The sequence below is a fragment of the Sphingobium sp. HWE2-09 genome, from assembly GCF_035989265.1.
Lineage (GTDB): Bacteria > Pseudomonadota > Alphaproteobacteria > Sphingomonadales > Sphingomonadaceae > Sphingobium.
Map to the genome: position 1 here is coordinate 474,483 of NZ_JAYKZX010000003.1, position 23,518 is coordinate 498,000.

At 64.8% G+C, this 23,518-nt stretch carries 21 protein-coding genes, 1 tRNA gene and 3 pseudogenes; 8 read left to right on the top strand and 17 right to left on the bottom strand.

The window, feature by feature from the left end:
- Positions 1-107: 107 nt before the first annotated feature.
- Complete coding sequence (locus U5A89_RS07775) at positions 108-1,718, top strand: ATP-binding protein (protein ID WP_338160608.1); 1,611 nt, start codon at positions 108-110, stop codon at positions 1,716-1,718.
- Between the two features lies 1 nt (position 1,719).
- Here the strand turns inward: U5A89_RS07775 and U5A89_RS07780 are convergent, their stop codons facing one another.
- Together U5A89_RS07780 and U5A89_RS07785 are read right to left on the bottom strand one after the other, a co-directional pair.
- Positions 1,720-2,499 carry a TSUP family transporter gene (locus U5A89_RS07780; RefSeq protein WP_338162974.1) on the bottom strand — a complete coding sequence of 260 codons (780 nt, stop codon included), beginning with the start codon at positions 2,497-2,499 and terminating at the stop codon, positions 1,720-1,722.
- A gap of 146 nt (positions 2,500-2,645) precedes the next feature.
- A complete protein-coding gene (locus U5A89_RS07785; protein ID WP_338160609.1) occupies positions 2,646-3,674 on the bottom strand; it encodes a polyprenyl synthetase family protein in 1,029 nt (342 codons plus the stop codon).
- 102 nt (positions 3,675-3,776) lie between these two features.
- Between U5A89_RS07785 and U5A89_RS07790 the strand changes: the two are divergent.
- Positions 3,777-4,054 (top strand): annotated as a pseudogene (locus tag U5A89_RS07790) (chorismate mutase).
- Positions 4,055-4,182: 128 nt separating this feature from the next.
- Here the strand turns inward: U5A89_RS07790 and U5A89_RS07795 are convergent.
- The 4 genes and pseudogenes from U5A89_RS07795 to U5A89_RS07810 form a co-directional block, all read right to left on the bottom strand.
- Positions 4,183-5,073 (bottom strand): DMT family transporter, encoded by an 891-nt coding sequence (locus tag U5A89_RS07795; protein ID WP_338160610.1) that lies wholly within the window; start codon positions 5,071-5,073, stop codon positions 4,183-4,185.
- Positions 5,074-5,542: 469 nt separating this feature from the next.
- Positions 5,543-6,189, bottom strand: a pseudogene (locus U5A89_RS07800) (heme exporter protein CcmB).
- Entirely contained in the window at positions 6,186-6,785 is a 600-nt protein-coding gene (gene ccmA / locus U5A89_RS07805) for a heme ABC exporter ATP-binding protein CcmA (RefSeq protein ID WP_338160611.1), read from the bottom strand. The pseudogene U5A89_RS07800 and the gene ccmA overlap by 4 nt, the downstream one beginning before the upstream one ends.
- Entirely contained in the window at positions 6,782-7,189 is a 408-nt protein-coding gene (locus tag U5A89_RS07810) for a metallopeptidase family protein (protein ID WP_338160612.1), read from the bottom strand. The genes ccmA and U5A89_RS07810 overlap by 4 nt, the downstream gene beginning before the upstream one ends.
- A gap of 40 nt (positions 7,190-7,229) precedes the next feature.
- On the opposite strand from U5A89_RS07810, the gene U5A89_RS07815 reads away from it, so the two are divergent.
- Positions 7,230-7,520, top strand: coding sequence for a 4a-hydroxytetrahydrobiopterin dehydratase (locus U5A89_RS07815; protein WP_338160613.1), 291 nt, complete (start codon positions 7,230-7,232; stop codon positions 7,518-7,520).
- Here U5A89_RS07815 and U5A89_RS07820 read toward each other — a convergent pair.
- The 3 genes from U5A89_RS07820 to U5A89_RS07830 form a co-directional block, all read right to left on the bottom strand.
- Positions 7,517-7,996: a hypothetical protein gene (locus U5A89_RS07820; RefSeq protein ID WP_445190692.1), complete on the bottom strand. Its 480-nt coding sequence runs from the start codon at positions 7,994-7,996 to the stop codon at positions 7,517-7,519. The two genes, U5A89_RS07815 and U5A89_RS07820, sit on opposite strands and share 4 nt — an antisense overlap.
- 26 nt (positions 7,997-8,022) lie before the next feature.
- Entirely contained in the window at positions 8,023-10,356 is a 2,334-nt protein-coding gene (locus U5A89_RS07825; RefSeq protein ID WP_338160615.1) for a patatin-like protein, read from the bottom strand.
- 160 nt (positions 10,357-10,516) lie between these two features.
- Positions 10,517-11,215: an endonuclease/exonuclease/phosphatase family protein gene (locus U5A89_RS07830; RefSeq protein WP_338160616.1), complete on the bottom strand. Its 699-nt coding sequence runs from the start codon at positions 11,213-11,215 to the stop codon at positions 10,517-10,519.
- 89 nt (positions 11,216-11,304) lie between these two features.
- Here U5A89_RS07830 and radA point away from each other — a divergent pair, with 89 nt between their 5' ends.
- Together radA and U5A89_RS07840 are read left to right on the top strand one after the other, a co-directional pair.
- Positions 11,305-12,672 (top strand): DNA repair protein RadA, encoded by a 1,368-nt coding sequence (gene radA, locus U5A89_RS07835; RefSeq protein WP_338160617.1) that lies wholly within the window; start codon positions 11,305-11,307, stop codon positions 12,670-12,672.
- 113 nt (positions 12,673-12,785) lie between these two features.
- On the top strand, positions 12,786-13,304 hold the full coding sequence (locus U5A89_RS07840) for a CvpA family protein (protein ID WP_338160618.1): 519 nt from the start codon (positions 12,786-12,788) through the stop codon (positions 13,302-13,304).
- Positions 13,305-13,324: 20 nt separating this feature from the next.
- Here the strand turns inward: U5A89_RS07840 and U5A89_RS07845 are convergent, their stop codons facing one another.
- From U5A89_RS07845 to U5A89_RS07865, 5 genes and pseudogenes are all read right to left on the bottom strand, one after another.
- Positions 13,325-14,554, bottom strand: a complete 1,230-nt coding sequence (locus tag U5A89_RS07845) for a dihydroorotase (RefSeq protein ID WP_338160619.1) — start codon at positions 14,552-14,554, stop codon at positions 13,325-13,327.
- Positions 14,555-14,684: 130 nt separating this feature from the next.
- Positions 14,685-15,680, bottom strand: a complete 996-nt coding sequence (locus U5A89_RS07850; RefSeq protein ID WP_338160620.1) for an aspartate carbamoyltransferase catalytic subunit — start codon at positions 15,678-15,680, stop codon at positions 14,685-14,687.
- 42 nt (positions 15,681-15,722) lie between these two features.
- Positions 15,723-17,333, bottom strand: coding sequence for a phytoene desaturase family protein (locus tag U5A89_RS07855; protein WP_338160621.1), 1,611 nt, complete (start codon positions 17,331-17,333; stop codon positions 15,723-15,725).
- Positions 17,334-17,355: 22 nt separating this feature from the next.
- A complete protein-coding gene (locus tag U5A89_RS07860; RefSeq protein WP_338162975.1) occupies positions 17,356-18,615 on the bottom strand; it encodes an aromatic ring-hydroxylating oxygenase subunit alpha in 1,260 nt (419 codons plus the stop codon).
- A 69-nt stretch (positions 18,616-18,684) separates the two neighbouring features.
- Positions 18,685-19,664: pseudogene (locus tag U5A89_RS07865) on the bottom strand (bile acid:sodium symporter family protein).
- A 99-nt stretch (positions 19,665-19,763) separates the two neighbouring features.
- On the opposite strand from U5A89_RS07865, the gene U5A89_RS07870 reads away from it, so the two are divergent.
- The gene (locus U5A89_RS07870; protein ID WP_338160622.1) at positions 19,764-20,522 is read left to right on the top strand and encodes an enoyl-CoA hydratase; all 759 of its coding nucleotides are present in this window, start codon (positions 19,764-19,766) and stop codon (positions 20,520-20,522) included.
- A 92-nt stretch (positions 20,523-20,614) separates the two neighbouring features.
- Here U5A89_RS07870 and U5A89_RS07875 read toward each other — a convergent pair whose 3' ends face one another.
- Positions 20,615-20,929 (bottom strand): hypothetical protein, encoded by a 315-nt coding sequence (locus U5A89_RS07875; RefSeq protein ID WP_338160623.1) that lies wholly within the window; start codon positions 20,927-20,929, stop codon positions 20,615-20,617.
- Positions 20,930-20,999: 70 nt separating this feature from the next.
- The gene (locus U5A89_RS07880) at positions 21,000-21,515 is read right to left on the bottom strand and encodes a MarR family winged helix-turn-helix transcriptional regulator (protein ID WP_338160624.1); all 516 of its coding nucleotides are present in this window, start codon (positions 21,513-21,515) and stop codon (positions 21,000-21,002) included.
- Between the two features lie 121 nt (positions 21,516-21,636).
- On the opposite strand from U5A89_RS07880, the gene U5A89_RS07885 reads away from it, so the two are divergent.
- Both U5A89_RS07885 and U5A89_RS07890 read left to right on the top strand, forming a co-directional pair.
- Positions 21,637-21,711, top strand: a tRNA-Gln gene (locus U5A89_RS07885).
- Positions 21,712-21,874: 163 nt separating this feature from the next.
- Positions 21,875-22,507, top strand: coding sequence for an Arm DNA-binding domain-containing protein (locus U5A89_RS07890; protein ID WP_338160625.1), 633 nt, complete (start codon positions 21,875-21,877; stop codon positions 22,505-22,507).
- On the opposite strand, the gene U5A89_RS07895 is transcribed toward U5A89_RS07890, so the two are convergent.
- On the bottom strand, positions 22,437-23,492 hold the full coding sequence (locus U5A89_RS07895) for a helix-turn-helix domain-containing protein (RefSeq protein ID WP_338160626.1): 1,056 nt from the start codon (positions 23,490-23,492) through the stop codon (positions 22,437-22,439). The genes U5A89_RS07890 and U5A89_RS07895 overlap by 71 nt on opposite strands.
- Positions 23,493-23,518 lie beyond the last annotated feature (26 nt).

Consider the following 23,518-nt stretch of genomic DNA (forward strand, 5'->3'; position numbering starts at 1 on the left):
GGCGCGGCAAAAATCGCCCATGCCGGTGGGAAAGAGTTGCCAACCGGCACGTTTGGCGCACAGAAGTTGATCTGGATCGAGCCGCGCGCGGAAGGGTAATGACAGGAATGGCCAGCCAAGTGGAGGATGCGGACCGCTACCGCACCCTGTTCGAAACGATGGACGAAGGTTTCTGCATCATCGAATTTTTCGATGGTCCCCACGGCCCGCTGAGCGACTATATCCATGTCGAGGCGAACGCCGCCTATGAACGCCATGCCGGCATCCCCAATGTCGTGGGGCAGAAACTGCGCGAAATGGTGCCGGACGAAGCCGATGGCTGGGTCGAACTCTACGGCGGCGTCCTCCACAGCGGCCAGCCGATCCGCTTCCAGCGCGAACTGGAAGCGACCGGCCATCATCTCGAAGTCTCCTCCTTCCGCGTCGGCCCGTTCGAAAACAAGCAGGTCGCCGTGCTGTTCAACGACATCACCGATCGCGTTCGCGCCGAAAAGGCGCAGCGCGCGCTGACCGAAACGCTCGAAGCCCGCATCGCCCAGGCGCTCGAAGAACGCGAACAGGCCGAAAGCGCGCTACGCCAAGCGCAGAAGATGGAGGCGGTGGGCCAGTTGACGGGCGGCCTTGCCCATGATTTCAACAATTTGCTGGCCGGTATTTCCGGCGCGTTCGAAATGATCGGCGTGCGGCTTGCACAGGGCAGAACCGCCGATGTCGACAAATATCTGACCGCGGGGCAGGGGGCCACTCGCCGCGCCGCGTCCCTCACCCACCGTCTCCTCGCCTTCTCCCGCCGCCAGACGCTGACGCCCAAGCCGACAATCATCAACCGGCTGCTCGGCGATTTTTCCGAACTGGTGTGCCGGACCGTCGGCCCGCAGATAGAGGTGCAGACGATCGCCGCGTCGGGCCTGTGGCCTGCGCAGGTCGACGCCAACCAGCTGGAAAATGCGTTGCTGAACCTGTGCATCAATGCGCGTGACGCCATGCCATCGGGCGGCAAGATCACGATCGAAACCGCCAATCGCTGGCTGGACGATCGCACCGCCCGCGAACATGGTCTGACGGCGGGCCAATATGTCACCGTCTGCACCAGCGATACCGGCACCGGCATCGAAAAATCGGTACTCGACCGGGTGTTCGACCCCTTCTTCACGACTAAGCCGATCGGGCAGGGGACGGGCCTGGGCCTCTCCATGGTCTATGGCTTCGCACGCCAGAGCAACGGCCATGTCCGCATCTATAGCGAAGTCGGCCAGGGCACGATGGTCTGCATCTACCTGCCCCGCCATCGCGGCGAAGCGGATGAGGACGCCCCCGATATCGCCGAACCCGTGGTCGAAGCCGAAGCGGGCGAAACCGTCCTGGTGATCGATGACGAACCGTCCGTGCGGATGCTGATCGTCGATGCGCTGACCGATCTGGGCTATCATTGCCTGGAGGCGGCTGATGGCCCGGCGGGCCTGCGCATCCTGGAATTGCGTGCGCGGATCGACCTGCTCATCACCGATGTCGGCCTGCCCGGTGGTCTGAACGGCCGCCAGGTCGCTGACGCGGCCCGCACGCTACGCCCGGACCTCAAGATATTGTTCGTCACCGGTTACGCGGAAAATGCGGTGCTGAACCACGGCCATATCGCCCATGGCATGGAAGTGCTGACCAAGCCCTTCGCCGTGGACGAACTCCACCGTCGCGTGGCGACGCTGGTACAGGTGGAGTGACCTACCCGAACAAATAGATATGGATCGGGTTCTTCGGGTCCAGCAGCATCTTGGCGGTCAGCGCCAGCGACATGACGATCAGCAGCGGCTTGATCAGCCGCGACCCGAAACGCATCGCCAGATGTGATCCCACCTGCCCGCCGATCAGGCTGCCCACCGCCATGCACAGCCCCGCGACCCAGATCACATGCCCGCCCGCGATCATGGTCAGCAGGCCCGCGACATTGCTCGCGAAATTGGCGGCCTTGGTCTGGGCCGTCGCGCGCAGGATCGACAGGCCACCAAGCGCCAGAAAAATCGTGGTGTAGAAAGCGCCAGCCCCCGGCCCGAAAAAGCCGTCATAGAACCCCACCACGCCGATCAGTCCGGTCAGCCCCGCCATGCCGACCCGCGCATGACGATCGGCATCGCCCAGCTTAGGCGAAAAGCTGAAATAGGCCGCCATCGCGATCAACAACGCAGGCATCAGCCCCGCCAGGATCGACGGATCGACCCGCTGCAACAGCCACGCCCCGCCTACGGACCCAACAAAGGCGGCGATCACCGGTCCCTTATAGGTCTTCAAATCCATATGCCCGCGCCGCGCATAAGCGACGCAGGCGCCGAACGTACCGAAACAGCTTTGCAGCTTGTTGGTCGCCACCGCCTGCACCGGCGGTATCCCCACCGCCATCAGTGCGGGCAGGGTGAGCATCCCGCCACCGCCCGCCATCGCGTCGATACACCCGGCCATCAGCGCGGCCGCCATGAGGAAGGCGATGGTTTCGGGGGACAGGATCATGGTATAAGCACCCCGTTCGGGCTGAGCGAAGTCGAAGCCCTCCACTGAGCGAAGCGAAGTGGCTTCGCTACGCTCAGCCTTGCCCTTCGACTTCGCTCAGGGCGAACGGATGTCGGACAGGAAAACGAGCCAACCCGCCCTTTCCCTCAATAAGCCCGCGCTATAGCGAACTCGACCGCTTCGGTAAGGGCCGCTTTCGCCTTGCCGGCCTCGAACCGCCCCAGCGCATCGATCGCCCGCTGCCCATAATGGCGCGCGCGGGCCAGCGTGTCGGCGATCGCGCCGGTCTGGCGCAGCAACTGCGTCGCATGGGCCAGATCCTCGTCGCCGATCTTGTGCCCCGCGATCGCCGCCTTCCAGAAGGCGCGATCCTCGTCCGACCCGCGCGCATAGGCCAGGATAACCGGCAAGGTCACCTTGCCGTCGCGGAAATCGTCGCCCGCATCCTTGCCCATGGTCGCGCCGTCCGATTCATAATCGATCGCGTCGTCGATCAACTGGAAGGCGATGCCCAGATTGCGGCCATAGACGTCCAGCGCCTGCTCCTCCGCCTCGTCCCGATCCGCGACCACCGCGGAAATACGGCAGGCGGCGGCGAACAGCGCGGCGGTCTTCGCCCCGATGATATCCAGATATTGTTCTTCGCTGGTGTCGATCTTGCGCTGCGCGGTCAGCTGGTTGACCTCACCCTCGGCGATCACCGCCGATGCGTTCGCCAGGATCTTCAATACCTTGAGCGATTCCGCCTCGACCATCAGCTCGAACGAGCGCGAGAAAAGGAAATCGCCAACCAGCACGCTGGCGCTGTTGCCCCAGATGATATTAGCGGTCTTGCGTCCCCGTCGCAGACCCGATCCGTCGACCACATCATCGTGCAACAGCGTGGCGGTATGGATGAACTCGACCGCGGCCGACAGCTTGTAATGGCGCGACCCGGCATAGCCGACCAGATCGGCGCAGGCCAAGGTCAGCATCGGCCGCAGCCTTTTGCCGCCGCCGGCGATCAGGTGACCGGCCAGTTCCGGGATCAGCGGGATGCGCGACTGCATCCGGTCCAGGATCACGGCATTGACCTGATTCATGCCGTCGGCGACCAGCGCCATGATGGGGGCGAGCGATGGCGCGGCTGTCGCGCGGCCGATCGGGTGGACGTTACCGGGGGCGGGTGCTGTCATGACCGCGCATGTGGCGGTGCAAAAAGCGAAAGGCAAGCGGGAATAGCTTGCACCGGGCGCCGGATGCGGCAAAAAGCCCGCCATCTGGAACCGGAGCCGCACATGGACGAGACATTGAACCGCTATCGCGAAAGCATCGACAATATCGACGCGGCGCTGGTGTTCATGCTGGCCGAACGGTTCAAGGTCACCCAGGCCGTGGGCGAGTATAAAGCGACTCACGATCTGCCCCCGCCGATCCCGGCCGGGAGGAACGGCAGATCACCCGCCTGCGCCAACTGGCGCTCGACGCGAAGCTCGACCCCGACTTCACCGAAAAATTCCTGCGCTTCATCATCGACGAAGTGATCCGCCACCACGAGCAATTGCGCGAGGGGTAAGGCGGGACGATAGGGCGCCGCTCACTTATCAAATAGCGCGCTTAGCTCGAAACCCCGTTCGCCCTGAGCCTGTCGAAGGGCACGGCTGAGCAAAGCGAAGCCTAAAAATATCAATGGCTTAGATGTGTTCAGCCCGGCTCGGCAGCCACAGCCTTCTTACCCTGCGACCGCCCCAACAGCACCCCGCCCAGCGCCAGCGCGAAACCGACCAGCTGCGCCGGCCCCAGCCGCTCGCCGAACAGCAGCCACGCCTCGATCGCGGCCAGCGGCGGCACCAGCAGCAACAGCATCGACATGCGCGTCGGCCCCTGATGCCGCACCAGCCATACCAATAACGACAGCCCGCCCGCCGACAGGCCCAACACCGACCAGCCAAGCCCGATCCACAGCGTCGGGTGATTGTCCCAGCGCCATTCCCCCACGATCAGCGTCGCGGCGATCGCCACCAGCGCCCCGCCCAGATTCTGCACCGCGCCCGACATCAGGATCGGATCGCCCGCAATCGCACCGCGCTGGATCAGCGTCCCGCCGGTCATGGCGATCACCGCGACCACCCCCGCCACCACCGGGACCACGCTGATCGACCCTGCGCCGCTGCGCTCCAGCGCGGGCAGCAGCACGCACACCACCCCGCCGATTGCAATGGCCAGCCCCGCCCAACTGCGCCCCGGCAACCGATCACCCAGCAACATGACGCTCGCCACCGCCACCATCAGCGGCTGGGTCGCGCCTAGCAACGACATGATCCCGGCAGGCATGCCATGGCTCACCGCCCACCAGCTGAGCGTCAGATACAACCCATGCAACATCGCGCCTGCCGCCAGATGCAGCCCCAGCCGCCTGCCGCTGGGCCACCGCTGCCGCGCATAAACCGCCGCCCCGCCCAGCAGCAGCGCGGTAATCGTCAACCGCACCGCCAGAATCAACTCCGGTGCCCCATGCGGCACCACCGCCCGTGCGACGATGAAGCCGGTGGACCAGATGAGAACGAACAGAATGGACGCGATCAGGCCGAACATCGCTCGCCTTTGGTGGAAGGGCAGGGGGATGTCGAGGTCGAGGGGGAAGGGGAGGCACGTGTTGGCTGCGGCCGAGCACGTAAAATGAGGGAAGTGACTGTCGGCTTTTTCCCCCGTCATGGCAACAAACGCTGGGATGACGGTAATGGTTAGAATGGAGACGTTCAGGTGACTCTGCCCCGCCCGCTTGCGGGAGGGGCAGCGAGACTTGCGCGCGCAGCGCGTTAGTCGCAGCGGGGTGGGCCAATGCAACCTTGCGCTTGCCCACCCCCTCACCCCCTCCCGCTAGCGGGAATAACGTCGGCAGGTGGTCGCTAACTGTCGCAACCACTCCCTGTCCTACACGGCATCATCCTGCCATGGTCAGATCGCCTGCCGTCACCAACCCGCCAACTTTCCAATAGGATCAAACCCCCGCAACAAAATGTCAAAACCAGCGGGAAAAGTGCGAAGTTAAGCGCAGCACATTCTATTCCCGCCCGGCCCGGATCGCCGCCCCCCGGCAAAAGGCGTGATCGCCACCAGCAACAACGACGCCGCGGCCAGGAACTTCAACGCCGCGCCGCTCCCGTCGCCCAGCGTCCCCGCGCCGAAGATCAGCAGAGGCACCGCCAGCGGCAACGCCAACAACCCCGCCAGCGCCCCGCTCGACCGCAATCCCGCCGTCAGCGTCGCCACCAGCAGCCCCAACGCCGCCAACGCGGGCGTGCCGATGAGCAGCCCGATCTCCAGCGTCACGATCGTCCCGCCGTCCAGCTTCAGCAGCGCAGCCGCAGGCAAAGCAGCGATCATCAGCGGCGGCCCGAAGCCCAGCCAGTGCGCCGCCAGCCGGGCGATCACCACCATCTCCTCGCCGATGCCGCGCAGCGCGATCTGGTCCAGCACGCCCGCTTCCATGTCCGGCGCGATCAGCCGATCGACCGGCAACAGGCTGGCGAGCAACGCCGCAATCCACAACATGCCCCCGCCGGTGCGTCCCAACAGCGCCGCATCCGGCCCGACCGCGAAAGGATAAAGACTCGCGACCAGCAGCAGGAAGGCAACCGGCAGCCACAGCCCCGCCGACGCCCAGGCCTGGCGCAAATCCCGCGTCGCCAGCAACCACAACAGCCTCATGCCGCATCCGCCTGATAATCGGCGAGCGCCAACGTCACCGGCGCGTCGATCGGCAGCGGCTGGTGCGACGCGGCGACCACGATCCCGCCCGCCGCCAGATGCGCCGCCACTGCCGCGCCCAGCAGCGCCGTCGATGCCGTGTCAAGCCCATTGCCCGGCTCGTCCAGCAGCCAGATCGCCGCCCCGCTGGCGATCACCCGCGCCAGCATCGCCCGCTTGCGCTGTCCGGTCGATAGCATCCGCACTGGCACATCGGCCAACGCCGTCAGCGCCATCGCGTCCAGCGCGCTTGCCACCGCCTGCGCATCGGCCCGGTCCAGCTTAGCCCAGAAATCCAGCGCCCGTCCCAGCGGCAGGTCGCCATCCAGCGCCAGCCGCTCGTCGGTCAGCGCCATGCCGCCGGTCCGCGCCACGGTCCCGGCAAAAGCGGGCAGCAACCCGGCGATCACTCGCAACAGGCTGGACTTGCCCACGCCATTGGGACCGGTCAGCAACGCGCCGCCGCCCGCCGCCAATGTCAGATTCACGCCCCGGAACAGCATCCGCCCGCCGCGCAGGCAGGCCAGCCCGTCCAGGCGCAGCGCCGCCCCGGTCATGAAGCGACCATATCCTCCAGCACATGCATGTCGATGTCGGACAGGCCGAAATGATGGCCAATCTCATGCACCACGACATGGGTGATCAGCACGTCCAGCGGCACGCCGGTTTCCACCCATTCGTCCAGCAGCGGGCGGCGGAACAGATGCACGGTCGGCGGTATGTCCCCGGTCTGCGCCTCCTGGCCCACCGGACGGCCGCTATACAGACCGGTCAGGCCGAACGGGTCGTCAATCTCCATCTCTTTCAAGATGTCGGCGGCGGCGAACTCCTCCACGAACAGCACCACGTCCGACAGATGCGCGTTGAACGGATCGGGCAGGCGGCTCAGCGCCTCCAGCGCGAGCGTCTCGATCTCCTGGGGCGTCGGGGCAAGGCGGGGTGGTTGACCGGGGTGCGACATGCCTGCCACATACCGCAAGGCATTTCATGAGGATAGGGACATGATTGGTAAACTCAGCGATGAGGATCGCGCGCTGGCGCTGGCGGACTTGCCGCAATGGACGGCGGTGGCGGACCCCGACGGCATATCGCGCCGCTTCACCTTCACCGATTTCATCGGCGCCTTCGGTTTCATGACCCGGGTGGCGATATTGGCCGAAAAGGCCGATCATCATCCCGAATGGTCGAACGTCTATAATCGGGTGGATATTCTGCTCACCACCCATGACGCGGGCGGCCTGTCGCAACGCGACATCGACGTCGCCCACGCCATCGACGCGCTGGGCACCTAGTAGCGGCTCACGCCCTCGATATGCTCATCATAGCCGCGCAGCGCTGCCGTGACCGATTGGTCCCCGGCATAGCGCCGCCGCAGCATCGCCAGCTTGGCGTCGGTGCCATGGCATAGTTCGGCGATATTCTCGGCGATATAGGCGCGCCGTTCCGCGTCATAGGGTTCTTCGCCCCGGAAATGGTCGCACCCGTCGCGATCGACCATGAAGCTGGTCACTTCCTGGGGAAAGGGCAGGGCAGTGCCGTCATCGTCCGACGGCGGCAGGTCCAGCGGATTGCGCGGTGCAGGTTGCGCGCGCACCGTCACGACCGGCGGCGTCTTCACCGGGGCGGCGACCTTGACCGGCGCTGGCGACGCTTCGGGTTGCGGGGCGATGGCGGCGACGGTCGCGACCGGCTGCGTCGGGCCGCTATCGGCCTGCGCACTGTCGGCGGACGAGTCTTTGCAGCCCGCGACCAGCGCCAGCATCAGCATCACCGGAACAAGACTCACACGCCCGCTCACCCGATCTCCTCCCGCAAATTGGCGATCAAATCGGCCACATGGGGCAGCCGCGACTCTTCCTCGTCCAGGATCGCCAGAAACGCGGCCCGCCTATAGTCGGCCAGTGCCTCGGGCGAAAGACGGCTTGCTACGGGCATTGCCGAAATCACGATGTCCAGAAGCCGCTCGACGCCATGCAGGCGGCCCCACAGATAGTCGTTTTCCCGATAGACCCTGCTGAAGAACGCGCCGAAGTTGTTGAATTCAATCCCTTTGAGCGTCGCCGCCGCCCCGCCGCTCCGGATCGCGGCGCAATCCTCGGGCGAAATCCGGTCGACCTTGACCGGATCATATTCATCCAGAGTGTCACCCTGGAGCAACGGTAGGGTGGCGATATCGGTGAAGGGGAAGCCCAGATAGGCTAGCAACATCGTGCGGCGGCTGGCCTTGGGCAATGCGGCAAAGGCGTCGGCCAGCATCTGGTCCGCCGCCTCGTCCCGCGCGCTCAGCCCGCGCGCCTGCGCGACGGCGTCCAGCGCCGCGGCGGCATCGGTCGGCACCGCCTTGGCCGCCGCCACCACCGCCGGGCCATGGAAATCGCTGTCCTCGCACTCGGCATAGAGCGTTAGCGCACCATAGATGGCGTCATGCATCGCCTGCACCGCAGGATCATCCGCCTCCACCGCCAGTTCCAGCGTATCGGCCAACCGCCGCGCGAGGTAACGCAATCGTCGGATGCGAAAGGCCAGGTCGTGGGCGCGGAAGAAGGCGACCGGCGCGGAGGATGATCCGCCATCCTCGCTCAACGCGTCCGCCCCGTCCTGACGGATCGCCGCCCAAATCGCCTGCCGATAGCTTTCCCGCATCATCGCGCTATCCTCGCCCGAAAGGCGGAACAGCAGGGTGGACAGCGCCTCGACGATGCCCGACAGTTTGAGGTGACCATAGGCCGGATAGGCAAAGCCCGCCGCGCTCGCCGCGCGCTGCTGCGCCTTGGCGCGCCAGGCGGACAGGCGCGCGGGCGTCGGCCGGTCCAGGAACAGCATCCGCCCAACCGCGCTTTCCACTTCGGCTTCCATGCCGGGGCGCAGCGCGTCCAGGATGCGCCGCATCCGCCGGATGCGCGCGCTATGCCGATCGATCGCCTCCAGATTGTCGCGGATCGGCTGTTCGCGCGGAATGTCGCTCAGCGCGCCGAAGATGGTGCGGAAGAAGCCGGGCAGCGGCGCATCTTCGCCGACCGGCGCATCCTGCTGCTCGCCTTCCTTGTTCAGGCGAATGGACCGGTGCCCAGGCTTGGGATCGATATAGACGAAGCGCCGGTCGACCTCACGCCGCGAGGGCCGGTTGCGCAGCGCACCGATCGCCTGGGCGAAGGGCGCGTTCGCCAGCACCGATCCGTCGATCAGCACCGCGTCCTCCGCCGTCCCGCGCGCGGCATGGCGGGGCAGGGCGCGGCCCAGAAACGCGTCGCGCGTCGGCCAGGCGCGATGGCGACGCTTCAAAACCTTGTCCAGTTCGCGCACGGTAAAGGGCGGAAAGGCGCCCGGGAAGCTGGCCGTCGCCCGCGCCGCGAACACCAGTTCGGCCGGATCGGCAAAGTCCCTGTCGCCGCGTCCGCGCGCCTTGAAGCCGATTGACAAGCGATGCTCCGTCTCGATCACCTGCGCCGGGCTGTTAAGGTTCAGGCTCTGGGGATGTCCCTCGAAATCCGTGACGGTGACGAACAGGTCCAGCGGATGCCCGTGGGGCAATAGCGGCGGGCCATTGCCGGTCGCCGCCATCGCATCGAACGCGTCGATCAACATAGTGGAGAATATCTCCCCGCCAAAGGGCGGCTCGAACCAGCGCGACCGGATGAAGCGGGAGAGTTTCATCCGCACCTCCTCCCGCGTGTCCGGCGCAACAGTGCGCTCCACCGCATCGCCGGGCCGCCGCGCCGCCATCCACACCAGGGGCGTCGCCCAGAATTTGGTCATGGCGCGGGCAGGGCGCGCGTCCGGGTCGAGCAACCGGTCGACATCGGCATTGTCCAGCCACATGCGTGTCAGCGGCTCCAGCGACTGGCCCGTCTCGATCGCCTGTGCCAGAAAGATACCGTTGATCCCGCCTGCGCTGGCCCCGGCGATGATGTCGGGCATGACGCGCAGCCGCACGCCGCTTGCCGCCTCAATGTCGGCCAGCAGGCGATGATAGACCGCCTCGCTCGCGCCACCGGGCGGCGCGCCTTCATGAAAGGCGCGGCTGGCGCGGGCCAGATGCCACACCTCCTTGGTGATGCCATGCATGTAGATCGCCAGGCTGATCCCGCCATAGCAGACCAGCGCTAGGCGCAATTCCCGCTCCTTCATGGGCCGAACGTCGCAGAGGGCGAGGGACTTGTCGAGCGGTTAACGGACAAGCAGCGTGCCTAAAGCTCGCATTAAAAGATGCGTGTTCCCGCGCAGGCGGGAACCCAGTCCCGCCGTCTGAACTGGGTTCCCGCCTCCGCGGGAACACACGCTATTTGATTTACCCAACCGCAAACTCCGCCCAGATCGGCAGATGGTCCGAAGCCTTCCGCGCCGCCGCGCTTTCATGCACGCCGCACTCCTTGAGTGTCAGCTTGCCGCAATGCATGATCCGGTCCAGCCGCGCTACCGGTCGCTGGGCATGGAAACTGCGCCCGCATGGTGCAAAGCTATAATGCCGCGCAAAATCGGCCAGGCACCCGCGCCCCGCGCTCCATTCGTTGAGGTCGCCCATCAACACGGTCGGCATAGCCGCGCCCTGCGCCGCCGCATTGATCACTGCCGCCGCCTGCCGCCGCCGCCACAGGCCCGACAGGTCCAGATGCATCCCGAACACGCGAATGCCGATGCCGTCCATCGTCACCTCCGCCATGGTCGCGCCGCGCGGCTCCAAATAGGGCAGGTGCAGCACGTCATGCGCGCCCAGTTCCGCGCGTTTGCGCACCAGCAGCGCATTGCCATGCCAGCCCATCGAATCCGCCTGCACGTTCAACGGCACCGCCTTGTAGCTGCTCTGGCTGTCGAGCAGCAGCGGCGGGATCGCCGCCGATCGCACCCCGAACCGCCGGTCCGCTTCCTGCAGAGCGACGATGTCGGCATCCACTTCGCCCAGCACCTCCAGCACCCGTTCGGGAATCCGTCGCCGGTCGGTGCCGATGGCCTTACGGATATTATAGCTCGCGACGCGGATTGTCTTCATGAGCGGATCAATGCGCCAGCGTGCCGGATGTTTCCAGCCGCTGCATCGATGTTCTTGCATTGTTCGCATTTGCCCGCCATATCTCCGCCATGGCCAAGGCAAAGCGCAAATTCGTCTGTCAGCAATGCGGCACCGTCGCGGCCCGCTGGCAGGGCCAGTGCGAGGATTGCGGCGAGTGGAACAGCATCGTGGAGGAAGCGGCCGAAACCGTCTTCTCCTCCCGCCACGACCTGCAAAATGGCGGCCGCGCGATTACGCTGATCGGCCTTGATAGCAAGGTCGAACTGCCGCCGCGCACCGGCACCGGCATCGCCGAGTTCGACCGGGCGCTGGGCGGCGGTATCGTCGCGGGATCGGCGACGCTGATCGGCGGCGATCCGGGCATCGGCAAATCCACCCTGCTGTTGCAGGCCGCCGCGCGCATCGCCGCGCGCGGGCTTTCGGTCGCCTATATCAGTGGCGAGGAAGCGACCGATCAGGTCCGCCTGCGCGCGCAGCGGCTGGGACTTGGCAATGCGCCGGTCATGCTCGCCAGCGCGACGTCGGTGCGCGATATCCTGACGACGCTGGGGGAAGGTCCGCCACCCGCGCTGCTGATCATCGATTCGATCCAGACCATGCACAGCGACCTGATCGAAGGCGCGCCCGGCACCGTCAGCCAGGTCCGCGCCTTGTCCCAGGAACTGATCAAATTCGCCAAGCAGCGCGGCACCGCGCTGATTCTGGTCGGTCATGTGACCAAGGATGGCAGCATCGCCGGCCCGCGCGTGCTGGAACATATGGTCGATACCGTACTGGCGTTCGAAGGGGAACGCAGCCACCAGTATCGTATCTTGCGCGCGATCAAGAACCGCTTCGGCGGCACCGACGAGATCGGCGTCTTCGCCATGGTCGCGGAAGGACTAGAGGAGGTCGCCAACCCCTCCGCCCTGTTCCTGACCCATCGCGACGAAACGGTGACGGGCGCCACCGTCTTCCCCGCGCTGGAAGGGACGCGGCCGGTGCTGGTCGAAATCCAGGCGCTGGTCGTGCGCCTGTCGAGCGGCGCCACCCCCCGGCGCGCGGTAGTCGGCTGGGACAGCGGGCGGCTCGCCATGGTGCTGGCGGTGCTGGAGGCGCGCTGCGGCCTCAGCTTCTCGACCTGCGAAGTCTATTTGAATGTCGCGGGCGGATATCGTCTGTCGGACCCGGCCGCCGATCTGGCCGTTGCCGCCGCGCTGGTGTCCGCCCTGTCGGAAAAGCCGCTGCCCTCGGACGTTATCCTGTTCGGCGAAGTCGCGCTGTCGGGCGAAATCCGTCCCGTCGCCCACGCGCCGCTGCGTCTGCGCGAAGCGGCCAAGCTCGGCTTCAACCGCGCCTTCATCCCTTCCGCGGCAGCCGACGGGGTGAAGGGCATAGCGGTGAACGGATTTCGCACCCTAGCGCAGCTTGTTGACCAGATGCTGGGACGCGGATAGCGCAGCCTGCAATCTCCAGCTTGTGCCTCGGCGAAAACCGGGGTCCAGATGGAAGGGGTGGAACTGGACCCTGGCTTTCGCTGGGGACGGCGCTAGGAAACCAAGGCTCATTCATGAACGCCATCGACATTCTCGTCCTGCTCGCCATCGGCGGTTGCGCCGTGCTGGGCCTTATGCGCGGCTTCGTGCTGGAAACCCTCTCGCTCATCGCCTGGGTGCTGGCGATCTTCGCGATCCGCCTGTTCCACGCCTCCGCCGCCGAATTGCTGAGCGCCTTCATCGGCAACAGCAGCGGCGCGGCGATGCTGGCGCTGGTCCTCGTCTTCGGCGTGACCTTCGGCGTCGGCAAGATGATAGCCCACGCCATCGGCCGTCGCACCCGCCAATCGATCCTCGGCCCGGTCGATCGCGTGCTGGGCGCAGGCTTCGGCGCGGTGAAGGGGCTGATCGGCGCGACCCTGCTCTTCCTCGCTTTCAGCCTGGTCTATGACACATTCTACGGCAGCGGCGCGCGTCGCCCCGACTGGCTGTCCGATGCGCGCACCTATCCGCTGCTCAACGCCAGCGGCCAGGCGATCAGCGAATTTCTGGCGGAGCAACGGGCCAGGAAGCCAACGGCGGAGAACCGCTAACCAACGCCGCATCGACCCGATCAGCCCCGGTAAAACACGCCGCCCTTCATGATCCGCCGCACCCGGCCCTGTACCGGCACGCGGTCGAAGGGCGTATTGCCCGCCGCCGCCGCCATCCGCGCCGAATCCACGATCCATGGCGCATCGGGATCGACGAAGATCAGATCAGCGGCGCTGCCCGGCGCAAAGCCACCCGCATCCACGCCCAATATCTTGGCCGGATTGGCCGACAGCAACGTCATCAATCGATTGATCGTCACATGCCCGTCGCGCACCAGATTGAGCGACAGCGCCAACAGCGTCTCCGCCCCCGCCATGCCGGGCGAGGCGTCGGCGAAGGGCAGGCGCTTGTCCTCCGGCCCGCGCGGATCATGGCTGGAGGTGATGACGTCCACCGTCCCGTCCGCCACCGCAGCCAGGCTCGCCTGCCGATCGCGCTCGTCCCGCAGCGGCGGCGACAGGCGCGCGAAGGTGCGGAAATCGGTCGCCGCCTGATCGTTCAGGAACAGATAGGCCGGACTGATGCCGCAGGTGACCTTCAGCCCCTCCGCCTTGGCCGCGCGAACCAAGTCGAAGCCCGTCTGCGTCGTCACCAGCCGGAAATGGATCGCCGCACCCGTCTCGCGCACCAGCATGATGTCGCGAGCGATCGCCAGCGCTTCGGCGCAGGCGGGTGCATGGGGCAGGCCCAGTCGCGTAGCCGTCTCGCCGCTGGTCGCCACCGCCTTGGCCGTCAGCCCGCTATCCTCGGCATGGGCGATGACGGTAAGGCCAAGGCCGCTGGCATAAGACAGCACGCGCAGCATCACGCCCGAATCCGCGATCCACTGCCGCCCGGTGCCGACCGCCTTCGCGCCCGCCGCTTGCATCAGGCCCATTTCGGCCATTTCGGTGCCCTGCAATCCGCGCGTCGCCGCCGCGATCGGATGCACCCAGAAATCTGGCTTGCCCGCCCGCGTCGCCTGCCGAATCAAGCCCACCTCGTCCAGCGGCGCACGCTGGTCGGGCATTAGCGCCGCGCGCGTGATCCCGCCGAAATGAAAGGCCGGCTTATCGGTGGCGAAGACGCCCAGGTCGATCAGGCCGGGGGCCACGACCAGTCCCTGCGCATCGACGCTCTGCGCGTCGGTCGGCACCGCGACATCGCCTGTCGCGACGATCCGGTCGCCCTCGATCAGCACGACGCCGGGCGTCAGCGCGTCGGCTGCAGGATCGGCAAGGCGGCCGTTGATGATGGCGATTTTGGTCACGCTGTCATTCCCTCACACCAAATGCCGTCATTTCCGCGAAGGCGGGAATCCATCTCCCGACCTCGCGAAGGCGGATAGGGTGGCAGATGGATTGCCGCCTGCGCGGCAAGGGTGGACGAGGATAGAATGCTCACGCCCATCCCTCCACGCCCCGCGCCCCGCGCGTCAGCACGTCCAGGCATGCCATCCGCACCGCCACACCCATCGCCACCTGCTCGGTGATCGCGGACCGTTCAGGGTCGTCCGCCACGGAACTGCTGATCTCCACCCCGCGGTTCATCGGTCCTGGATGCATCACCAGCGCGTCGGGCTTGGCCAGCGCCAGCCGCTCGGGCGTCAGCCCATACAGCGCATGATATTCGCGCGGGGAGGGGATGAACGCCCCGTCCATCCGCTCATTCTGGAGCCGCAACATCATGACGACGTCCGCGCCCGCCAACCCCTCGTCCATGCGCGTAAAGGGCGTCGCCCCCAGCATCTCCACCTCGGGCGGCAGCAAAGTCGGCGGCGCCACCGCGCGCACCTGCGCGCCCAGCGCGGCCAAGCACAGCATGTTAGAGCGCGCCACCCGGCTATGCAGCACATCGCCGCAGATCGCGACCACCAAACCCTCGAACCCGCCCTTGCGCCGCCGGATCGTCAGTGCGTCCAACAAAGCCTGCGTCGGATGCTGATGCCAGCCATCGCCCGCATTCAACACCGGGCAATCCACCTTGTCCGCGATCAGCCGCACCGCGCCCGAACTGGCATGGCGGATCACGATCACATCGGCGGCCATGGCATTGAGCGTCATCGCCGTGTCGATCAGCGTCTCGCCCTTCTTCACGCTGGACTGCCCGGCATGCATGTTGACGACATCTGCGCCCAACCGCTTGCCCGCAATTTCGAACGACAGCAGCGTCCGCGTGCTATTTTCGAAAAAGGCGTTGATCTGGGTCATACCCGCCAGTCGATCGTCATGCTTGCGCGCGCGGCCCTGGTTCGCCTGCGCCCATTGTTCGGCTTCATCCAGCAGGAAACGGATTTCCCAGGGCTTCAAGTCCGCGATGGACAGAAGATGCTTGTGCGGAAACAACGCCCGGCCGGTCAGCTCGGGTGTCGCATCGGGTATGAAGATGTCGGGCATGAGCCGGTGCTTTAGGCAAGCAGGCGGGGGAGGGCAAGGCGCTTACCGGCGCCCGCGCCATTTCCCGATCAGCGTTCCGTCCCGCAACACCTCGCGCGCGGCATTATACCCAGGTGCCCCGGTCACCCCGCCGCCCGGATGCGTCCCCGCACCGCACATATACAGCCCCTTCACCGGGCCGCGATAGGCGCCATGGCCCAGCACCGGCCGCGCCGCCCACATCTGGTCCAGCGTCAGATTGCCATGCATGATGTCGCCGCCGACCAGCCCGAACTTCCGTTCCAGGTCGAGCGGTGAATGGATCTGCCGGGCGATGACCGACTTGGCGAAGCCCGGCGCATGGGCCTCCACCGTCGCGATGATATCGTCTGCGGCGGCTTCGCGCGCATCGTCCCACGACCGGCCATCCGGCAATGTCGGCGCGAATTGCTGGCAAAAGAGGCTGGCGACATGGCAGCCTTTCGGCGCCAGACTATCATCCACCGTAGAAGGAATCAGCATTTCCACGATTGGCGCTCTCGACCAGCCGTCGCGCTTGGCGTCCATGAACGCCCGGTCCATATAATCCAGCGTCGGTGCGATGATGATCCCCGACTGGTGATGCTCGCCCATACCGGGCAGGCAGGTAAAGTCGGGCAGGGCGTCCAGCGCCACATTCATGCGGAACGTGCCTGACCCGGCCTTGAATGCCTTGATCCGCTTTGCAAAATCGGCGGGCAGGTCGCCCGGCGTCACCATCTGCTCATACAGCAGTTTAGGCCCGACATTGGCGATCACTGCGCCACCCATCACCGCTTCGCCGCTTTCCAGTTGCACGCCGACCGCGCGTCCGCCATCCACCAGCACGGTATGGACCGGCGCTTCCAGGCTGATCTCCACCCCCATGGCGGTTACGACCTGCGCCATGATCTGCGTGATCGCGCCCATGCCGCCGACCACATGGCCCCATGCGCCCTTTTTGCCGTTCACCTCGCCGAATACGTGGTGCAACAGGACGTAAGCGCTGCTCGGTGTATCTGGCGAAGCATAATTGCCGACCACCGCGTCGAAGCCGAACGCCGCCTTCACCGCATCGCTTTCGAACCAGCTATCCAGAAAGCCGCGCGCCGACTTGGTGAACAGGTCCAGCACATCGCGCTGCTGTTCCAGCCCTAACTCCGCGACCCGACGCCCCTGCTTGAGCGCTTCCACGATCATGCTCAGCCCGTCGCCCACATTGGGCGGGCTTTTCAGCACCAGATCGCGCAGCACGTCGGCGACCACCTCCAGCGCGGCATAATAAGCGGGCAGGGCGGCCGCATCCTGCGCGCTGAACTTGCGAAATTCCGCCTGCGTCTTTTCCAGCCCGCCGCCCAGCTTCAAATAGCCGCCATCGGGCTGGGGCAGGAAATTGCTGACCGGCCGCTCGATCACGCGATAGCCATGCTCCACCAGCTTCATGTCGCGGATGACCCTGGGGTTGAGCAGGCTGACGGTATAGCTGGCGGTCGAGTTGCGGAAGCCGGGGCGAAACTCCTCCGTCACCGCCGCGCCGCCGACGACAGCGCGCCGCTCCAGGATGCGGACCTTATACCCCGCCCGCGCCAGATAGAAGGCGCAGACCAAGCCATTATGCCCGCCCCCGATGATGACGGCGTCGTAGGATTTGGTCATGTCTCTTCCTTACCCATATTCGTCATCCCCGCGCAGGCGGGGATCCATCTCCCAACCTTGCATCGGGAGATAGGGCCGGAGATGGCTTCCCGCCTTCGCGGGAATGACGAGAATTATTGCCACCATAAGACCACCCCATCCCCGGCGCGCGATGCAGCCGCGCCTGTGGGATCACATCCCGCACCCGCCCGCAAAAATGCCGCAATGCCACTTCCTGCTCGCTCAGCGGCCCGACGGTAAAACTGGCCGACCCCATCCCCGCCTGCACCCGCGCGACCAGCGCGGTATCCTCGGCATTCACCTGCCGGTTGATCCGCCAGTTCAAATAGCGCGCCGCCTTCATCTCCCGCCGATCGTCAGGCAACGCATAGCTGATCTCCCGGATCAACGTCTGCGTCGGCGACACTGGCAGCCAGGCCATGAAATCCACCTGATCGGGATAGATATCGAACGCGAAACTGGGCCACAGCTTATAATAGGTCCACAGCCGCTGCCGTTCGGGTGACAAATGCGGCACGGCGGGCAGAAAATGCTGATAGGCCCGCTCTGACAAATTGGTCGACGGACGGTCCAATATCGGTCCCCACATCTTGTCGGCATGGGCGGAGGCTTCCACGCCATAGCCATCGCCCATCAACCGTTTCAGCCCCGGATGCGCGACCGCGATGTGCAGCCCGTCCGAATAATTGTCGCCGATATTCTTCCAGTTCACGTCCCGCGGCCGCAGCGTCACCCGCCCCAATGCCCGCACGTCTTCGAACCGATAAGGCGCAATCTCATCCGCGTAAGGCGCCATCATCTGCGCCACCGACGGCCCGCCATCATTGACCAAGCGCACGAACAGGAAACCCTGCCAGCTTTCCACCTCGACTGGCGTCAGCCCATGATCCGCCAGCGCGAACCCATCACCATAGCTCGCCTTCATCGGCACGCCGGACAGGCGGCCATCCTTCTCATAGGTCCAGCCATGATAGGGGCAGACCAGCTTTTTCGCGCAACCGCTGGCTCCATCCACGATCCGCGCGCCGCGATGGCGGCAGACATTGGTGAAGGCGCGCACAGCCCCGTCATCGCCCCGGATGACGATGATGCTTTCGCCGATCATGTCGAGCGTATGGAAGTCGCCGGGGGCAGGGATATCGCTCTGGTGGCAGACAATCTGCCAGGCGGGGCGAAAGATGCGCTCGACCTCCACAGCGAAAAATTCGGGGTCGCTATAGGTCCAGGCGGGCAGGCTCCACCCCGCGTCGGGATCATTCCCCGTCTGCCGCCCTTGGACCATCAAGCACCCCCGCGCCTATCATGTTGTACGACCGTATAATAACATCGCTGAAAAGTCGATTCTATTGTCTCATTCGCTGTCTCGTTCGGCTTTCGCCTGCGCCGCGTACCGCCGCGCCAGATAGGCGCAAATCATCAGCTGCATCTGGTGAAAAACCATGACCGGCAACAGGATCGATCCGACTGCCGCCGCCGGGAATAGCACCCCCGCAATCGGCACGCCCGACGCCAGGCTCTTCTTCGACCCGCAAAATTGCAGTACGATCGCATCCTCCCGCGACAGGCCCAGCATCCGGCCCATCGCCAGAGTGAAGAACAGGATGACGATCAACATGCCCAGGCACAGCCCCGCCAGCACCACCAGTTCATCGCCGGAAACCTTGGACCACAACCCTTCGACCACGGCAGCGGAAAAAGCGGCATAGACCACCAGCAGGATCGATCCCCGATCGACCCGCCCGATCATCGCCTTGTGCCGATTCACGAAGCCGCCGATCCATGGCCGCAGCAGATGCCCGACGATAAAGGGCAACAACAGTTGCAGGGCGATCCCTTCCGCCGACGACAGGGAAATCAGGCCTCCGCTGCCGCTCCTCTGCATCAGCAGCGCCACCAGCACCGGGGTCAGGACGATGCCCAGCAGGTTGGAGAAGGACGCGCTCACCACGGCGGCCGCCACATTACCCCGCGCGATCGCGGTAAAGGCGATCGAGGATTGTACCGTGGAGGGCAACAGCGACAGGAATAGCAGTCCCGCCCGCATGTCCTGCGGCACGAAGCCGAATTGTCCGACGATCAGCCCTACGATCGGGAAAGCGACGAAGGTCGTCGCCAGCGTCGCCAGATGCAGTTTCCACGCCTTGGCTCCGCCCCAGATGGCTTCGCGCGACAGTTTCGCGCCATGCAGGAAAAAAAGCAGCACGATGCCCGCATCCGCCACCGCGTCCGCAATCCGCGCCCCGTCCCCCGCGCAGGCAGGAAGGACGCTAGGGCTACCGTCGCCAGCAGCAACAGCAAAAACGGGTCCAGGATTTGGCGCAGGCGGGTCATGATCGGCTTTTGTCGCTGTCAGAGTCGCCGGGGGGATAGACGCGGGCTATCGCATACGCCAACAATTTCCCCTTGGGCCAGAACAAGGAGAGGCTGACCGTGAGCGAAGGCATCGCGATCATCGACAAGGCAGGCGTGATCGAAATTCATATCGACCGCCCGGACAAGAAAAATGCGCTGACCGGCGCCATGTATCGCGCCATGACCGCGGCGTTGGCCGACGCATCGGCGCGCGACGACATTGGCGTGGTGCTGATCGCCGGGCAGGGCGATGCCTTCTGCGCAGGCAACGACCTGAAGGATTTCACGGCCGGGCCGGAGGGCGGGGCGGCGGCCTTCGACTTCATCCGCGCCATTGCCGCCTTCGACAAGCCACTGGTGGCAGCGGTGCAGGGATTGGCGGTGGGCGTCGGCACGACGATGCTGTTCCATTGCGATCTCGTCTATGCCGCGCCCGATGCGCGCTTCATCATGCCGTTCGTCAATCTGGGGATCGTGCCGGAAGCTGGCTCCAGCCTGCTTGCGCCTGCGATCATGGGCCATGCGAAAGCGGCGGCGATGCTGCTGCTGGGGGAGCCGATGGATGCGGACGGCGCGGACCGCAGCGGCCTTATCACCGCCATCGTGCCGGCCGACGCGCTACTCGACCACGCCCGGGCCAAGGCCGCCGCGCTGCTGGCCAAACCGCCCCGCGCCTTGCTCGCCACCCGTCGTCTGATGAAGGGCGACCCGGCGATGCTTACGGCCCGGATTGAGGAGGAGGCGCGCCTTTTCCGCGAAACCCTGTCGTCGCCCGAAGCGCAGGAAGCTTTTGCGGCCTTCTTCGAAAAGCGCGCCCCGGTGTTCCGGCGCGGCTGATCGACGGACTAACGAAAAGACCCTGCATCCTCCTATCGGGATGCAGGGTCTTTTGTATGCAGATGATCTGACGAACGTCCGCGTTCAGGCGATCATTCGTTGCGCAGGTCGCTGCCAGCCTTTTCCAGCGATGCGCCGACGTCCCGCTTGGTTTCGCCCGCTTCGCGCTTGGCATCCTTCGCCGCTTCGTCGGTAGCCGCGCCGATCTTGTCCGTGCCGCGATCGATCGCCCGGCCGGCATCGTCCAGCCCGTTGTCGATTTTCGCGCCTGCGCTGCCGACCGCGTTGCTCACGTCGTCACCGATCGCCGATCCGGCATTGTCCAGATTATTCTGCGCCTTTTCCGAACAGGCGGACAGGCCGACCGCGGACAGCAGCATGGCTGCGGTGAGAATGGATGTGCGCATGGTGGCTCCTCTTGCCAGTCAAAGAAGCCTGATAAGCGCAGAAAGCGCCAGAAGGTTTCGCCGCAATCGTTCAACCGCCGCGCAGGCCGAATACCATCGACCGGTCGGCTTCGGGGATCAGCCCCTCCAAAACCCGCCAGAATCCGGTGACCGATCCCTGGCCCGCCTGCGCATAGGCGGTCGCCATCTTTTCGCGCAAGGCGCGGAACAGCTCCGCCTCCAACGCCTTGCCCGCGGGACTTAGTCTAAGCAGCTTCTGCCTGCGGTCGCTGCTGCCCGCCCGGGTTTCGATATAGCCGCGCTCCACCAGATCGCTCAACACCCGGCCAAGCGATTGCTTGGTGATCGCCAGCAATCGCAACAATTCCTTCACCGTCAGGTCGGGCTGGCGCGATATGAAATAGAGCGCGCGATGATGCGCCCGGCCCAGTCCCTGCGCCGCCAGCCCCTCGTCGATCGAACGGGTAAGCGCGGAATAACCGAAATACAGCATCTCGATCCCGCGCCGGATTTCGTCTTCACGCAGGAAGAGGGGCGACGCCGAAGAAATCTGGGCGGGCGACGTTGGGGAATGGGTAACCGACATGAAGGGGATGATCCGGCAAACTGACAAAGCGCATATTGACGCCATGAAACTATGATGACTAGGCTTTCCTTTCGCAGATGACGCGTTATATGGCGATCCGCGCCGACATGATCGGCTCTGCTGGGGCGTCGCCAAGCGGTAAGGCAGCGGCTTTTGATGCCGCCATGCGCAGGTTCGAATCCTGCCGCCCCAGCCAGTCGAATCCACTAAATTCGGCCTATAAGTTCTTGATCGCGAACAGCAAACTTAGAACGACGGTTGGACGGAGATCGACACAGTTCGACTCGGTTGGACGGCTGTTGTGCCCTTTTTGGGACCATGTTTGTGCCCCTGGACTTTGGGCCGAGAAGGGATCGATCATGGGAATCAAGACATCCTTTACGCCCGGACTCCTCGATGCGCTCGGTCAGACGAGGAGCGGGACGAAACTTTCTCTCGAAGATCCGCAGACGCCCGGCCTGCGGATCGAGGTGCTCAAGAGCGGCCTGAAGAGCTGGCGATATCGTCGTCGCATCCGCGGCGTCGGCAGGATCATGAAAGTGACCTTGGGGTCATATCCTGCCTATTCCATTGCGGCGGCGCGCAAGTGGGAGCGGGGGCTTAATGACATGGTCGAGATTGGCACCGATCCTCGCGCGGAGATGTATAAGGAAGAATCCTATCGCGCGATGACCGTGGCGAAGGCCCATGGCCTTTACATGGAGGCGGTAATGGAAGGACGTTCATCGCGGGCCAAGCGGCCCAACCGTCCGCGCACGATCACCGACAAGCTGAAGATTTTCAACCGTGATATTAAACCCGGTGTCAAGAGTATGTCCGCCACGAAACGGCTCACTTCGCGCGGTTTGAGAAAACAATATGCCGTGCTTGATTGCCTAGGCGGCGTTCTCGTGCGTGTTTCTTTGCATCAATTTCATGCCCTCAAGAAGACGCCCCGACGCGGCGATATTCGGTCGGCGCCATGCCGACCCATTCCTGAACCGCGCGCCTGAACGCATCGGAATCGCAATAATCCAGGCGGATGGCGACGTCTTCGATCCGCATATTAGTGCGTCGGAGCAGGCTAAGTCCGAGTTGCCGCCTGCAGCTATCTTTGATCGCGCTGTAGGACGAGCCAGCATTTTTCAGCTGGCGTCGAACCGTCTCGCGGTTGCGCTCGAGTCGATCGGATAGGGTGTCGAGCGAAATAAGGACCCCTTCCCTTCGCAGCGACTCGTACATGACGAGACGCGCCTGATCGACCAGATTCTGTGTTGCTGCCTCTCCGCGCGAATCTGCCATGAAGTCGAGACTATGGGCTTCATAATCGCTGCCGCTGCGCATGACTGGATGATCGAGAAACTTCACGGGAAAACAAATTGCATTATCCGCCCCGGAGGTACTGACGGGAAAGGGGAGGAAAAACTCGACCCATTCGGTCGTGCAGGCGTCGGCATAGGGCAATACCACCGTGCTGACGGGAATCGGATCGGCGACTAGCCATCGCAACAGGCCGAAAATGCTCGCCATGCCGATGACGTCGAGCAGCAGGCTGAGCGTATCGCTTGTCTTGTGAAGGCATTGGAAGCGCAGTTCGGCATGGTCATGCTGATTGACGTGCAGGCTGGTGAAGCCGCATCGGCCGTCTATCGCGACGAAAAAGTCATTCATCCGCAAAATGGCGTCACGTAACGAGTGGCAGCTTAAAAGACAGCAAACCAGCAGTCTCCAGTCCGCCGTACGGGGACTGGCTCCGCCATCCCGCTCGCGTACGACCCTGCTCAGTTCGTCGATCGCGAAATAGGCCATGTGCTGCAGCTTTTGGTCGGGCAGTTTCACACCGCTGCGTTTGAAATCCGCGAGTGACGCAAAATCGTTGGTTTCAAGAATTTTGCCGATATCGATCTTCGCTGATGCCAGCACATCCAGAACGTACACCGTGGTGCGAAAGCTTTCCAGACGCGGGGCGCCTTTCGCCTTGATCGACATGACATTCATGGAAATGGCTCCCATTTCTTACCCGC